This is a genomic window from Paenibacillus sp. J2L1-98 (genome assembly GCF_056269405.1).
Map to the genome: position 1 here is coordinate 87,491 of NZ_JBWDNW010000012.1, position 14,772 is coordinate 102,262.

At 44.0% G+C, this 14,772-nt stretch carries 12 protein-coding genes; all 12 read right to left on the reverse strand.

The window, feature by feature from the left end; genetic code table 11:
- Positions 1-60: 60 nt before the first annotated feature.
- A complete protein-coding gene (locus AC0YNZ_RS20355) occupies positions 61-1,062 on the reverse strand; it encodes a substrate-binding domain-containing protein (RefSeq protein WP_475828334.1) in 1,002 nt (333 codons plus the stop codon).
- Positions 1,063-1,093: 31 nt separating this feature from the next.
- Positions 1,094-1,867: an SDR family NAD(P)-dependent oxidoreductase gene (locus AC0YNZ_RS20360; RefSeq protein ID WP_475828335.1), complete on the reverse strand. Its 774-nt coding sequence runs from the start codon at positions 1,865-1,867 to the stop codon at positions 1,094-1,096.
- A 30-nt stretch (positions 1,868-1,897) separates the two neighbouring features.
- On the reverse strand, positions 1,898-2,881 hold the full coding sequence (locus tag AC0YNZ_RS20365; protein ID WP_475828336.1) for an ABC transporter permease: 984 nt from the start codon (positions 2,879-2,881) through the stop codon (positions 1,898-1,900).
- Between the two features lie 12 nt (positions 2,882-2,893).
- Positions 2,894-4,381 carry a sugar ABC transporter ATP-binding protein gene (locus AC0YNZ_RS20370; RefSeq protein WP_475828337.1) on the reverse strand — a complete coding sequence of 496 codons (1,488 nt, stop codon included), beginning with the start codon at positions 4,379-4,381 and terminating at the stop codon, positions 2,894-2,896.
- A gap of 276 nt (positions 4,382-4,657) precedes the next feature.
- Complete coding sequence (locus AC0YNZ_RS20375) at positions 4,658-5,467, reverse strand: DeoR/GlpR family DNA-binding transcription regulator (RefSeq protein ID WP_475828338.1); 810 nt, start codon at positions 5,465-5,467, stop codon at positions 4,658-4,660.
- 264 nt (positions 5,468-5,731) lie between these two features.
- Positions 5,732-6,727 (reverse strand): 4-hydroxythreonine-4-phosphate dehydrogenase PdxA, encoded by a 996-nt coding sequence (pdxA, locus tag AC0YNZ_RS20380; protein ID WP_475828339.1) that lies wholly within the window; start codon positions 6,725-6,727, stop codon positions 5,732-5,734.
- A complete protein-coding gene (locus AC0YNZ_RS20385) occupies positions 6,720-8,036 on the reverse strand; it encodes a four-carbon acid sugar kinase family protein (protein WP_475828340.1) in 1,317 nt (438 codons plus the stop codon). The genes pdxA and AC0YNZ_RS20385 overlap by 8 nt, the downstream gene beginning before the upstream one ends.
- An 18-nt stretch (positions 8,037-8,054) precedes the next feature.
- Positions 8,055-9,014 (reverse strand): 2-keto-3-deoxygluconate permease, encoded by a 960-nt coding sequence (locus AC0YNZ_RS20390; RefSeq protein ID WP_110772852.1) that lies wholly within the window; start codon positions 9,012-9,014, stop codon positions 8,055-8,057.
- A gap of 126 nt (positions 9,015-9,140) precedes the next feature.
- Positions 9,141-10,982 (reverse strand): PrpR N-terminal domain-containing protein, encoded by a 1,842-nt coding sequence (locus AC0YNZ_RS20395; protein ID WP_475828341.1) that lies wholly within the window; start codon positions 10,980-10,982, stop codon positions 9,141-9,143.
- Between the two features lie 88 nt (positions 10,983-11,070).
- Positions 11,071-11,919, reverse strand: a complete 849-nt coding sequence (locus tag AC0YNZ_RS20400) for a DUF72 domain-containing protein (protein WP_475828342.1) — start codon at positions 11,917-11,919, stop codon at positions 11,071-11,073.
- A 168-nt stretch (positions 11,920-12,087) separates the two neighbouring features.
- On the reverse strand, positions 12,088-12,510 hold the full coding sequence (locus AC0YNZ_RS20405) for a disulfide oxidoreductase (protein ID WP_475828343.1): 423 nt from the start codon (positions 12,508-12,510) through the stop codon (positions 12,088-12,090).
- 187 nt (positions 12,511-12,697) lie between these two features.
- The gene (gene htpG, locus AC0YNZ_RS20410) at positions 12,698-14,578 is read right to left on the reverse strand and encodes a molecular chaperone HtpG (protein ID WP_475828344.1); all 1,881 of its coding nucleotides are present in this window, start codon (positions 14,576-14,578) and stop codon (positions 12,698-12,700) included.
- Positions 14,579-14,772: the final 194 nt, after the last annotated feature.

The window sequence follows — 14,772 nt, forward strand, 5'->3', positions numbered from 1 at the left end:
TGAATAAATATTCATCTGCTCCTTCAATAATGATTTCATATTCGAAAATAGATCCGTTAATTACTTCACAAATTCACTTAAATTGTCCGGAGTAACAAGCTGGAAAGGAATCATATATTCTTTCTCAACTTTTTCCCCTTTGAGATACTTTACGGCAACCTCTACAGATTGTGCGCCTTGACCTTTTCCATCTTGAAACACTGTAGCATTTTGACGTCCATCTTTGACTGCTTTCAGTGCGTCAGAAATCGCATCCACACCTACTACAGGGAGCTTGTTCCGATCATTAAGCCCTTTACCTTCAAGTGCTTGAGTCGCTCCAAGAGCCATCTCATCATTTTGACCAACTACACCGTCAATTTTACCGTTAAAAGCCTGCAACCAGTTTTCCGTCAAAGTAAGACCCTCCGAACGGGACCAGTTAGCTGTCTTTTCAGCCAACACTTTAATATCCGGATATTTTGCTAGAACATTATGAATGCCTTCTTTTCTTTGAACCTGAGCGGAACTTCCGATCGGACCCTCCAAAATGACGATATTTCCTTTTCCGCCAAGCTTCTCTGCCATCCAATTCATTTCAATCTCGCCTGCAGTGACATCATTAGAACCGATATAGGATGTCAACTTATCGCTGTTCACTTTTGTGTTTACGCCGAAAACCGGAATCCCCGCTTTTACCGCTTTATCTACAGCAACAGCCATAGCATCAACATCTACTGGAGAGAAAATAATGGCATCATATTTTTGGGTAATCATATTCTCGAACTGGCTCATTTGCGTGTTAACATCATAGTTGCCGTCGAAAACCTCAATATCTACGCCAAGTTCTTTCGCCTTTTCTTTTTGGGCATCACTGATCAATACTGTAAATTCATTTTTCAAACCATAGTGAGTAACACCGATTTTTAACCTTTTATTTGTATTGTCCGTTGTTGTTGAACTAGCAGGTTCGTTTTTCTCTTCCGAGCCATTTCCGCCGCTTCCAGTACTGCATCCTGACAGGACAAGCAAAAGAGCCATCATCGTAAACACTACACTCTTGATTACTAAAAATTTTTTCATAGACAATCCCCCATTTTTATTAATCATATGTCTAATGAATCGTGTACCCACCGTCTACCAAATATGTTGATCCTGTTGTAAAGCTCGAAGCATCAGACGCAAGCAAAACCGCAACCCCACCTAATTCTTCCGGATTTCCCAAACGTTTCATCGGGACATACTCAAGGACATGTGCAAGTTCACCTCCTTCAGCAAATATCGGTTTCGTCATTGCCGTCTTCATATAACCGGGAGCAATTGCATTGACACGAATGTTATGCTTTACCCACTCCGATGCCAAGCATTTGGTAATCATCTCGACAGCCGCTTTCGAAGCATTGTAAGCGCATTGCGCCTCTGTATTCGCAATGTAACTGGAAATGGATGCGATATTAATGATGGAACCTCCGCCTTGTTTCATCATTTGTAAACCGACATATTTGGCGCAAAGATAGACGCCGTTCACATTGACATCCATCGTTTTTTTCCATTGCGATAGCGTCTGTTCTTCCACTTTAATTTTTTGACAAATACCCGCATTGTTGATTAATACATTCACACTGCCTAACTGTGCGACAGTCTCGCTGACCATATTCTGCACCTGTTCTTCATTGGAGACATCTACTTGAATAGCTAGTGTCTTCACTTGATAGACGGAGGCGATTTTTTGGGCAGTTTCTTTCGCCAAATCCAAATTCATGTCTACAATAACGATATCAGATCCAAACGATGCCAATGCCTCAGCCATTGATTGTCCCAACCCTGTTGCTGCGCCTGTAACAATTGAAACTTTACCGGATAAATCGAATAATTTTTTGTAATCCATCAGTTTATACCCTCCAGAATGTATAGTCTATTATTTATTGGATTTCGTATCAGCCATAACAGCAATTACGATAATTAATCCCTTAATGATCAATTGATAGTAGGAAGACACATTGAGAAGGTCAAGACCGTTATTCAGAACCCCCATGAAGAGTGCTCCTACCAACGTCCCCCACAGTCTTCCTTTGCCGCCGGCTAAACTTGTACCCCCGATTACAACAGCAGCGATTGCATCTAATTCATAAGATTGGCCTGCTTGAGGAAGGCCGGATGTAACCCTGGAGGTCAATATTACTCCAGCTAAGCCAGCTAACAAACCGCTAATGGTATAAACGAAAACCTTCACTCTTTTTACATTGACGCCTGAGATAACGGCCGATTCCTCGTTTCCGCCCACTGCATATACATATCTTCCGATTTTGGTCTTATTTAATACAATCGAACAACAGATAAATACCAAGATCAAAATGATAACAGGAACAGGAATCCCTAATATTGCACCATTTCCGATAAACTGAAATTGCTCCGAAAGCCCTGGAATGGGACGTCCATTGCTATATACAAAGGTTAATCCTCTCGCCACGCTCATCATTCCTAAAGTGACAATAAAAGGCGCAACCTTCCAACGGGCAACGACAAATCCATTAATCAGACCGAGGAAAATACCGGAGAGGAGTCCAATGAGTATAACTAACGCTAATGGATAGGTATCTGTCTGAGCTACGGAAGCAGCTATAACACCGGAAAAAGCAACGATCGATCCAACAGAGAGATCAATCCCTTTCGTAAGAATGACAAAAGTGACTCCAATAGCCAGTAATCCATTAATCGAAGTTTGTCGCAGTACATTTAGAATATTATCAACGCTTAGAAAGACCGGACTAATCACAGATAACCCAATAAAAATAACCGCTAAAGCCAGCAATACCCCATATTCTGAAAGGATTTCTTTCCCTGAAAATTTTCTTGGATTTTTCTTTAAGTTTAGTTCCGCTTGATCCGAAACAGATGACATACTTTCCCCTCCTTAAGTTCTTTGGCCCGTAGCCAATTCCATAATTAATTCTTGCGTAGCTTCCTTGCCCATTAATTCTCCGGCCAATTTCCGTTCATGGAATACTAGAATGCGGTGGCTCATGCCGAGTATTTCAGGCAATTCGGATGAGACCATAATAATCGTATAGCCGTCAGTCGCTAATTGATGCATCAACTTATAGATTTCAAATTTCGCTCCCACATCAATGCCACGGGTTGGCTCATCCAAAATAAGAATTTTCGGCTTTGTCATGAGCCATTTAGCAAGGACTACCTTCTGTTGATTACCTCCACTTAAGAACTGAACCCATTTATCACGATTGCTGGTTTTGATTCGCAGTTTTTCGATATACTCATCAACGATCTGCTTTTCCTTATTAGCATTTATAAAACCAGAAGTTGAAACCTCATCCAGGGATGAAATGGTAATATTATGACTGATTGAAGAAGGTAAATTTAAACCTTGCTTTTTTCTATCCTCCGTAACGAACGCGATTCCAAGTCGGATAGCATGCATAGGATTTTGAATATTCACCTTTTGACCGTCAAATTTAATTTCACCTGAATCAGGCTTTGTCATACCAAAAATTGTTTGCATCACTTCGGTCCGACCAGAGCCCATCAATCCGGCAACACCAATAATTTCGCCTCGTTTGATTTGAAAATTGATGTCGTGAAATTCACCTTCTTTAGCTAAATTCGAGACTTCCAATATGACTTCCCCAGGCTCGAGATTTAGTTTCGGAAAAATATCGGTCAGCTCCCGGCCCACCATCATGGAGATGAGCTCCTTATTGCTTGTATCCTTTGCGGCTTTTGTTGATATATATTCCCCGTCACGCATAACCGTTATTTCATCGGAAATTTTAAATATTTCGTTCATTTTATGAGAAATATATATAATTCCCTTCCCTTTTTCCTTCAAATCAGCGATAACTTTGAAAAGTTGTTCAACTTCGCGATCGGTAATTGCAGATGTAGGCTCGTCCATAATAATAACGTCAGCATCAAATGATAACGCTTTCGCGATTTCGACTAATTGGATATCCGATACTTTAAGATCCTTCATCTTCGTTTTAGGATCGACTTGAATGCCAATGCTTTTAAACAACTCCAAAGCTCTATTATGCATCTCTTTGAAATCTACTAAGCCAAACCGTGATGGTTCACGCCCTAAAAAAATATTTTCCGCAACCGTCATCTCCGGAACAGGTGTAAGCTCTTGATGGATCATCGTTATACCATACTCAAGTGCTTTTACAGGAGATGATATCACCACCTTCTCTCCACGAATGTGGATCTCTCCTTCATCTGGCGAATATATACCGGAAATAATTTTCATTAATGTCGACTTTCCTGCTCCATTTTCCCCCATCAATGCATGTACCGTGCCTTTTTTTAATGATAACGACACTCCCTTAAGCGCTTTCACACCGGAGAATTGTTTCGTTATCCGTTTTAATTCCAATAACGTTGTCACCTAATCCCCCCCACTTCCTTCTTTTTGTTATAGCTTTATTTTATTCTTTTTTATCACTTTGTCAATTGATTTCTTTCTTTTTATTTTTTTTACTATTTTATTTTATTAATTAATAGACATTGTCTATTCGTCTCTTGTTATAATCTTTTCTTTTTTTGAATGATGTCTTTATCCAAAATGCTTTCAGCTTGCCTTTCGTTTTAAGATGACTCTCATGCTGGACAAAAAAAAATACTCCCCTAAGGGAGTATTGGAAGTATTAACGGAAATCTCAGTTCAGACGGACTTTTCAGTACCGGAAGGCACCAAAACGATGTCCACGCCTTTCTTTTTCAATTCTTCAACAATAACCGGATTTGCATTGTCGTTGGTGATGATGACATCAATCTGATCCAACTGAGCGAATGATGCGATTGAGGATTTGCCCAATTTGGAGTAGTCAAGAAGGGAGATCAGCTTGGATGAAGCCTTGACCATCGACTTTTTCAGTTCGACTTCATATACGTTGAAATCCGTTAAGCCATCCTCCAGCGTAAAGCCGCTGGCCGATGTAAACATCGTATCCACATTAATCTGATTAAATACCGCACTGCCCAGGTTGCCTTCCGTGCCGACAGCCCCAAGCCTAAGAACACCTCCAACTATGATAACCGTGAAATTGGGGTTTTCCTGCAGTTCCATAGCGGTATACATGCCATTCGTCAAAACAGTGAGACGCAATGGCAGCTTCTTCAAAATGCGCGCTAGCTCAAGAGAAGTAGAGCTCGCATCAAGAAGTATGCACTGGCCGGATTGAATATATTCCGCCGCACGTTTGCAGATCTGCATTTTTTCTTCATGGTTTTTTTTCTCTCGAACGGAAAAGCTCGAACCGGATTCGAACATAGTAGGTTTGTGCTGCTCCGGCAGCGTAGCGCCGCCATGGGTTCTCGTCAACTGCCCGTCCATTTCCATCTCTTTCAAGTCGGTTCTGAGCGTAGCTTCTGATACGTTCAAATATTCGGCAAGTTCCTTGACGGTTGCTCGTGTATTCTTCGTGATATACTCCAATATGGAGCTCCTTCGTTCTTCAATGAACATTTTCATTTGATCACCCTTTATCAGAAACCGTACATTATTACATTTATTATAACAAGAAATTATATAAAAACAATAAAAATCGATACTAAAACGAAAATATTAACGCGGGCGAGTTGCTTTCGCTAAGGAATAAGGAACTAAAATGATTTCAGGCGAATTTCTACTGCTAATCACAAGTTCGGAGCTTTCAGAAATTTCTCTAATAAAAAAACGGCAGATCAAGGGAAATCCCCTCAACCTGCCTATTTATAATATGAAATTTATCAGTAATTATACGCGTTTAGGAGCTAACTCAATCGCTTGGCGGATAGCTTCCTTCATGCTCTGCTCGTCAGCGATTCCTTTGCCGGCGATGTCAAACGCGGTGCCGTGGTCTACGCTGGTCCGAATGATAGGCAGACCGACGGTAATGTTAACGCCTGCCTCGAGTCCAAGCACTTTAATAGGGCCATGTCCCTGATCGTGGTACATCGCTACGACGATATCGAAATCGCCGCGCGTCGCACGGAAGAACAAGGTATCGGCCGGAAGGGGCCCAACCGCTTGAATGCCCTCTTCTTGGGCCTGTTTAACGCCGGGAATGATTTTTTCTTCTTCTTCGCCATAACCAAACAGCCCATTTTCTCCGGCATGCGGATTAATGCCGCAGACAGCGATTTTCGGTGAGGCATAGCCTGCCTTTTGCAGCGTTTCATGCGCCATGCGAATGACCTTATAAACGCGTTCCGGATTGATCATCTTAACGGCATCGATAATGCCAACGTGAGTCGTGACGTGAATAACCTTCAGCTTTGGAGCGGACAGCATCATCGAAAAATCCTTTGTACCGGTCAAGTCGGCCAAAATTTCGGTATGACCCGGATAAATATGTCCTCCTTTGTGAAGGGCTTCTTTGTTCAATGGCGCTGTGCAGATTGCATCGATCTCGCCGGCATTGGCAAGCTCGATCGCTTTCTTCAAAAAGCTGAAGGAAGCATGTCCAGCCTCGGCAGACACTTGTCCGATGAGAAGATCGGCCGGAACTAAATCCAAATCCAGACAGTCTACCGTGCCGAATTGAAATTGCGCCTCCGAGACGGTATGAATGTTACGGATTTTCAGTCCTGTTTGGACGATGCCTTCGGCTCTTTCCATGATTTTCGAATCGCCGATGACGAAAGGTCTGCAAGATTCATATACAAGGGGATCATGCAAGGATTTCATAATGATTTCAGGGCCGACGCCTGCAGCGTCCCCCATAGTAATTCCGATAATTGGTCTATTCATTTGATTGTTCTCCCTTCAGAGCTTCTTTGGCATGCACCAAACTATTTTCATTGCCGAAAGCGCCGGCTTTCGTGACTACCCACAACGGCGTGTTCCCAACGAGTTGCCCCAGCGGAATCCCCGGTTCAATCTCACTGGCGAGCTGAATGCCGGATACGTTCAGATGCTTGCATACGGCCTTAGCCGTATCCCCGCCGGTCAGAATAACGCCTTGCAGTTCAATCTCTCCAATAATACCGGAAGCGATCCTGCCCAAAATAGCTGCGATCCGGTTGGAAACCTCCGTAGAATCAAAACCTCTTTCGGCGCCTGCCGCTTTGGATAATTGGACCTGCTCGGGTGAGGAGCTTGCATAAAGGGACACATCCGAGCCTGCAGCTATGGCCGTCAGGAGCTCCGTCCGGCATCGCTCGATTTCCTGTGAACAGCCCACGTCGGACGTAATGGCCGGAACCGTGTTAAATTCCACGGCTGTCACCTGCGAACTTAGATTAAACGCGGCAACCTGGCTACGGGTTACCTTAGATATGCTGCCGGCAACTAAAAGTACGGGCTTATTGGTGACGGGTATAACCGGATTTAAGACTTTATTGCTGCTGTTCGACAAAGCCAGCGCCTTTGGAAGGTAGTCTGCTAGACCTGCCGATCCTACCCATAGAATCCGATATTCGCTTGCCGCCATGATTTCAGCGATTTGCTGCATATCCTCTTCCGAAACGGAATCAAACACAATCATTTCAATTTGTTCCTGAAGCAAAACTTTTATGCTGGACAAAACGGCTTCCTTTCCTGCACGAAGGGTTTCTAACGGGATTAATCCCGTTTTCCGTTTCGATTGGGAAGCGAACAGCTTTACTAAGTTTGATTCCGTGACGGGACACTTGGGATCCCGTGCAATTTCAGTCTGATCGATCGGTACTTCATTCAGATAATGGACGCCGTTTCTTGTTGTTCTGCCGATTTTCGGGAATGCGGGCGCAACAACCGTAAAATCCACTGGAATGGTGTCTGCGACGGCGTCTATTTCTGCGCCTAAGTTGCCTCTCAGCGTAGAATCCATTTTTTTATATACATGCTTAAAGCCTAGTTGATTGACTTGAACCGCAGCAGCCGCTGCCTTCTGATAGGCCGCTTTCCCGGAAACCGACCGGCTATCCGTATCGAGAACGATGACTTCAATTTCCTCCAGGCCCGTAGAAAAATGATCTGTATTAAAAATGACCTGGGTCTCAAAGCCTTTTCTAGCGAACTGAACGCCCGAATCGGACGCTCCGGTTAAATCATCTGCAATAATTGCGATTTGCCTCATGAATATGGTATCTCCTTGCTATACGGTTTGTTTATTGGCTCCGATTTTTTTGGCGTACCAAGCGGTTACAAGCGGCGTAACGATGGCGGTTACGATAACGCAGGAAGCGACTAGGGCAGTTGCCGATGGAACAAGTGGAGCATAAGCCGCATTGGCTGCAGCCACCGCGGCGGGAACCCCGGCTGCATTACCGGCTGTTGAAGATGCGGACAATCCGGCAATTCCGTTTCCGCCGATTAAACGGTCCGTAAATACCAAGGTTACACCCGTAATTAGAACGACGGTGAGGCCGAGTACTACGCCTAAGAAGCCTGCTTTCCAGACCGTATGAAGATTAAGGCCCGCGCCAAGCGCAAAGGAGAAGAAGGGAACCAGAACAGGTACGGCTTTGGCCAGAAACTCACGCATTTCTTTATCCAAGTTTCCTAGAATCATTCCGATAATAAGCGGTAAAATCGCACCAACAAAGGTTTGCCAAGGGAAGGCGGCCAATCCTGCGATGCCTAATGTAAGCATTGTAAAGAACGGTCCGGATTCAAGGGACATGACGGAATACGCGCCGACATCTTCTTTTTTGCCGAATTGCCCCATCAATGCCATGTACAATCCGCCATTCGTATCATTCATAGATGCGACAATGGCCAGAACGGAAAGCCCTGCAAAAAAACCGCCGCTAACCATCCCGTTTCCCAGAAACTGCGCAGCGATGAATCCGACTGCCATAGCAGTAGCGATTTTAGTGGCTAGCAAGGTTCCCCCTTTTTTCAGAATATATGGGGTTGACTTGAAATTAATGGTTGCTCCCATACATACGTAAAACGCTGCCAGAAGCGGTAACGCTCCTGTCATAAGAGCGCCTGTAAATGAGCCGAAAGTGGTGCCCATAGTGGGGAATAAAGTGGTGACTATCGCCCCGAATACTAGCGGAACAATCATCATACCGCCAGGAATTCGTTCGATTGTTGCTTTTATCTTCATGCTGAACCCCTCCAATTGTGTTTAGCACATTATATTAAATTGTTGCAATTTGCAACACGTTTAGTTGAATGCGCTTTATACTTTTATTATAAGGAGTGATTTGTTGCAGTTCAATATCATTTGTGTTTAATATTGCAACATATTCTTTAGTTTTCGCCAAAGAGTAGAGCGGTTGATGCCTAAACGGTTAGCCGTTTTGGATTGATTCATGCCTTCGTGTTGCAGGATTTCCCATAAAACTCTCTTTTCGATTTCCTCCCAGGTGCCCGACAGGTTTAAAAGCACATTGTGGCTGGCAGCTTCCGTTTGTATGGACTCCCTTACTTTTAGCCATCCTTCAGCTGCTTCCTTGCTGCCAATATAATTTCCATTCGTAACCGCTAGCATGCACTCTAAGACCAGCTTCAATTGCTGTATATTGCCCGGCCATAGCTTCTGCATGAGATCGTCTTCTAATACAGACTGCCGTATACCGACAATTTGCTTGCCGTGACGGGAATTGTAATTGGCGATTAAGACGCGTGCTATTTCACCGATATCCTCCAGACGCTCACGAAGCGGAGGTACTTGCAAGCTGGTATTAGCGAATTGTTGGACAAAATCGGCGGCCAGTTCTTCTTTTTTCAACAAGGCTTTTACCGGAAGCAGGGAACTGACGATAAGGCGCGGATGGGCTCCGCCTTGTATGGCGGCCAGCAGCCTTTGCTGCAAATGCTGACTGGTATGCTGGACCTGCTGGAGGCAAACCGTGCCGACCGATTCCATGTAGAGCAGCCCCGGCGCTGTTTCCGTGCCAAATAAAATAGACTCTTGTTCGGATTCCGTTAACGTGTTGCATGGAATGACGTATAATGCATCGCCGCTTTGCCCGCTGGCGGAATGGATCGCTTGAGAAAATAACGCTTTCCCGCTTCCGGCTTCCCCTACAATCCAGATAGGCTTGTCCGTTTGGGCCAGCGATTTCGCGCGTTTGACCGTTTGTTGAATCGTTAAGCTAGAACCGATTACCTGAGCAAAAGCAGCTATTCGGCCGGTTACTTCAAAGGTGCCTGAAAGAGGGCTTTTAACGTGGTTATCCAGCGGATACATATAGACTAAATAGGTTTGTTCCTTTGCTATGGCAGGCACAACAATTTCAACCTTCATTTGACGTTTATAAAACCATTTTGTTTTTTGCTGATTCTCAGAGACAACATCGCTTTTGGCTGCTTCCTCCAAATAATGGCCCCAAATCGGATCGATGCCTCTAAGATTCATACCGCGCATAACCGAACTGTCGTAACCTAATAATAACGAGGATGCATGATTGGCATAACGGATAACGCCACGGTTATCTAACGCAAGTACGCCCGTACGGTGATGCTCTAGCATATGCTCAAAAAAACGTTCGTTTTCCCGGGCCTTCAATAGAGCGTCATAGATGCGTTTGACTTCCGACAGTGCCTCGAGCACGGATTCGCGGCCTGAAGTAATAAGGATGCCGTTATATCCCATCTCCTCTGCCGTACGTACCGTAATCGCGTCTCCAAGAACGATTTTTGCGCCATGATTGAAAGCCGTTTGCAGCGCGGAATGAACTTCGGTTGCATGCTCGATAGAATAGATCGGAATTTCAAAATCGAGCAAGCTCGAAACGGCCGCTGCCCCGCAGCATATATTGGGAAAGCCGATGATGGCCACCTTGGTGCTGGAGTCTTTGACTAAGGTAAGCACGCGTAAAATATCGTATCCTGAGACGGGAATGTCCACAACCGGAGTGGAAATATGTTCTCTAATCACGGAGGCGGTTCCCCCGCGGCTGATGATGATGTCATAGGGACGTCCTTTAGCTCCGGTAATGATTGGAACCGCATTTTGGAGATCGGCTACTTCAATGTCCATCTCGATCCGCGGCTCTTCTTGCGATATACTTTCCAGCAAACCCTTCAAACCGAGATATGGGGCAATCGCCAACACTTTGATTTTCATTTTGTATCCTCGCTTTATAATCAATATGGACTGTTGCAAAATAAAACAACTCTAATTGATTATACACAAAATGAAAGGAAAGTACCGTTCACTCAAATAAGTCAATTTGCTGTGGCGGAAGATCCTTTGTCTTCTGACCCAAGAGTTCCATCAGTTGAAATGCATTTGATGCAGCGTCTCCACCAGAATTATTATTAAAAATTACACAAACTTCCTTCGTTTTTTTTTGAAGATACGCAAGATTATCCCTCCATTCAAGCAATTCTTCATTGCTGTAACGATAGAGATACCTTACTTCTCGCCAATTAGACGCCCCGCCTGAGATCCAACCCTTAGTATTTCTGCCATGAAACCGTAATATTGTTAAGTCTTCATTGGATGCTTCTAAAATAGTTGGAACCGAACCCGGGAAAACCTGAGGCTCATCACAAATACTATGAATCCACCCTTCTTTTCGCATAAAATGTAAAGTTTTCTCTCGCATTTCAGGTCTAAACCAGCTCTGATGACGAAATTCAAGCGCTAACGGAATATTCTTCATTCGGTCCTTAGTCAAACGCAATAAGTCTACATGATCACGATTACATTCAAACCACGGGGGATATTGAAATAGGACTGCTTTTAATTTTCCGGCTTCAATAACAGGAGTTATTGATTCCCTAAAAGATTGAAACATTATATCCATTTCTGCATCGGAATATTTCTGGCGCGTATGTCCTGTCAAACCTTGATACGCCTTAATTAGAAAGGTGAAATTTGTTGTTGTGTCTGATATCCATCGCTCATAAAGTTCAGTTTTATGGATAGCGTAATATGAACTATCCACTTCAACTACAGAAAAATATTTGTTATATTCCCTTAGTCTTTGTTGAGGCTTAACTCCCTTACTATATATCAGGTCGTGATCACCCCATCCTGCAAGGCCGATTGAAATCATTTTTTTCACCGCTTTTAATTAAGATTGAATTATGAAATAATATTTTACGATTTCACATATCAAAATCTATCCATTTATAGCTTTCTAAATTATATCTAAATTCTGCTCTATTCCTCTTAAATATATCCCGTTATATTAAAAATAAAATAACCGCGATATACGCGGTTATTAAGCGGCCCAAGCACGAAGGCGGAGCAGCGCCGTCAAAATAATCAAAAACGCCGCAAGCGCCAGCATCGGAATCGTAATGAAACCAAACCAATTCAAATAGTCGCCCTGGCAGGAGACCGGCCCGCAAGCCGCAAGCGGCGAGTCATGCGGAAGCTTCTGCAGCACCGTATGATAGAGCGAGAATCCTCCGCCGATCACGACCATAGGCATAACATACATAATGATGCCCGTGTCGCTCTTCGAATACGCTATACCGAGCAGAATCGCTAACGGATACATAAATATGCGCTGGAACCAGCAAAGACTGCATGGTTCAAAATGCATCACTTCGCTCAAATACAAGCTTCCCGCCGTCGCCATGACAGCAGCCGCCCAAGCAAGAAATAACCAAAACGATCGTTTCTTATCCCAATCTTCCAAATGCTTCTCCTCGCCTTCCTTAAGCTTTATATATATTTTCGCTTAAAAACAAGAAGTTTAGCATGACCCGAAAGGGCTATCGCGTGCGGATAACGACAGTTTAAAGGATCAGGTGATCTTGCAGCCGGCTTATACGAAAAATAGCCCGCACTGGCCTCATCCAGTACGGGCTATTCTTTTCGCTAAGTTAAACCATTATTTTGCAAATATCGTTCGTGAATTCCACGGGATCCTGCAGCGGCAGACCTTCAATGAGAAGCGCTTGATTGTATAACAGGCTCGTATAGAGGCCCAGCTTCTCTTTATCTTGTTCGTAGGCAGCCTTCAAGGATTGGAATATTTCATGGTTAACGTTTATTTCGAGCACCTTGTCCGCTTTAACATCTTGGCTGCCCGGCATCGCCTTCAATATTTTTTCCATTTCTATCGTAACTTCGCCTTCAGTAGACAAGCATACCGGATGCGTTTTAAGCCGTTTTGACGCTTTGACGCCCTTCACTTTATTGTTAAGTATCGTTTTCATTTGCTCAAAGAGATCCTTATGCTGAGCCTCTTCTGCAGCAGATTCGTTATCCGCAGCGTCCGGTTCAATGCCTAGGTCGCCGCTCGATACCGATTTGAACTCTTTATCCTTATATTTCGAGACCATCTTGATCGCAAACTCATCAATATCATCCGTAAAGTATAGAATCTCATAGCCTTTGTCGGATACGAGCTCCGTTTGCGGCAGTCTCTCGATCCGCTCAATCGACTCTCCTGAAGCATAATAAATGTACTTCTGATCCTCGCCCATTCTCGATACGTACTCATCCAGCGTAACGAGCTTCTTCTCCTTGGAGGAGTAGAACAGCAGCAGGTCCTGCAGCACATCTTTGTTTACGCCGTAATCGTTATAAACCCCGAATTTCAGCTGTCTGCCAAACGCTTTATAGAATGACTCGTACTTGTCCCGTTCATCCTTTAAAATGCTTAACAGAGCGCTCTTGATTTTGCTGTTGATGTTTTTGGCGATCAGCTTCAGCTGACGGTCATGCTGCAGCATTTCTCTCGAAATGTTAAGCGACAGATCCTCAGAATCAACCATCCCTTTCACGAAGCTGAAATAGTCAGGAAGCAGATCCGAGCACTTATCCATAATGAGCACGCCATTCGAATAAAGCTCCAGTCCCTTCTCATATTCCTTCGTGTAATAGTCGAAAGGCGTATTTTCGGGGATAAATAAAATCGCATTATAAACGACAGCGCCATCGGCACTAATATGGAGATGCTTAATCGGCTTATCGAAGCCGTAGCGTTTTTCGAAATAAAACTGATCGTAATCTTCCTGCGTAAGCTCGTTTTTATTTTTCCGCCAAATCGGAACCATGCTGTTGACGGTTTGCTCTTCCTGATATTCCTCGAACTCGTTTTCGCTGTCCGCTTTAGGACGTTGTCCTTTTACATCCATCTTGATCGGGTACCGGATAAAATCGGAGTATTTTTTAATAATCGACTTTAAGCGGTACTCTTCCAAGTATTCATCATACTGGTCGTCTTCGGTGTTCTGTTTAATGGTCAAAATAATCTCAGTACCTACCGAATCCTTCTCGCACGGCTCGATGGAATATCCATCCGTACCCGTTGATTCCCATTTGAAAGCCTCGTCGCTGCCGAGCGCCTTCGTCACTACCGTTACCTCATCCGCAACCATAAATGCGGAATAGAACCCAACGCCGAATTGGCCGATGATATTGTGGCCATCCTTCAGCTCATTTTCCTTCTTGAATGCAAATGAGCCGCTCTTAGCGATAACCCCAAGGTTATTCTCAAGCTCCTCCTTCGTCATCCCAATCCCCGTATCAGTAATGGTTAACTTTCTGCTTGCCTTGTCTGCGGTCACTTTGATGTAATAATCCTCTTTGTTAAACACCAATTGATCGTCCGTCAATGCTTTGTAATATAGTTTGTCGATCGCATCGCTCGCGTTAGAAACGAGCTCTCTCAGAAAAATTTCCCGCTGCGTATAAATGGAGTTAATCATCATTTCCAGCAATCGTTTCGATTCTGCTTTGAACTGTTGTTTGGTCATCGATAGTTCCCCTTTCCATTCATAAAAAAGCGTAAACGGCCAGCACCATCGTGTGGCGATAAAAATCCGTTTCGCGGTAAAAGCGCCATCTCCGGAATTAGCACTCATTTCCCTAGAGTGCTAATCCTTATTTCTATATATCATATTCTATTTTTCAATGTCAACCTGCTCCCGGAAAAATTCCCGCAAAAAAG

Excerpts from the sequence above, each read along its gene's own strand:
- AC0YNZ_RS20365 (WP_475828336.1), bottom strand. The coding sequence starts at position 2,881 with ATGTCATCTGTTTCGGATCAAGCGGAACTAAACTTAAAGAAAAATCCA.
- AC0YNZ_RS20375 (WP_475828338.1), bottom strand. The coding sequence starts at position 5,467 with ATGAAAATGTTCATTGAAGAACGAAGGAGCTCCATATTGGAGTATATC.
- AC0YNZ_RS20355 (WP_475828334.1), bottom strand. The coding sequence starts at position 1,062 with ATGAAAAAATTTTTAGTAATCAAGAGTGTAGTGTTTACGATGATGGCT.
- AC0YNZ_RS20395 (WP_475828341.1), bottom strand. The coding sequence starts at position 10,982 with ATGAAAATCAAAGTGTTGGCGATTGCCCCATATCTCGGTTTGAAGGGT.
- AC0YNZ_RS20360 (WP_475828335.1), bottom strand. The coding sequence starts at position 1,867 with ATGGATTACAAAAAATTATTCGATTTATCCGGTAAAGTTTCAATTGTT.
- pdxA (WP_475828339.1), bottom strand. The coding sequence starts at position 6,727 with ATGAATAGACCAATTATCGGAATTACTATGGGGGACGCTGCAGGCGTC.
- AC0YNZ_RS20385 (WP_475828340.1), bottom strand. The coding sequence starts at position 8,036 with ATGAGGCAAATCGCAATTATTGCAGATGATTTAACCGGAGCGTCCGAT.
- AC0YNZ_RS20400 (WP_475828342.1), bottom strand. The coding sequence starts at position 11,919 with ATGATTTCAATCGGCCTTGCAGGATGGGGTGATCACGACCTGATATAT.
- htpG (WP_475828344.1), bottom strand. The coding sequence starts at position 14,578 with ATGACCAAACAACAGTTCAAAGCAGAATCGAAACGATTGCTGGAAATG.
- AC0YNZ_RS20390 (WP_110772852.1), bottom strand. The coding sequence starts at position 9,014 with ATGAAGATAAAAGCAACAATCGAACGAATTCCTGGCGGTATGATGATT.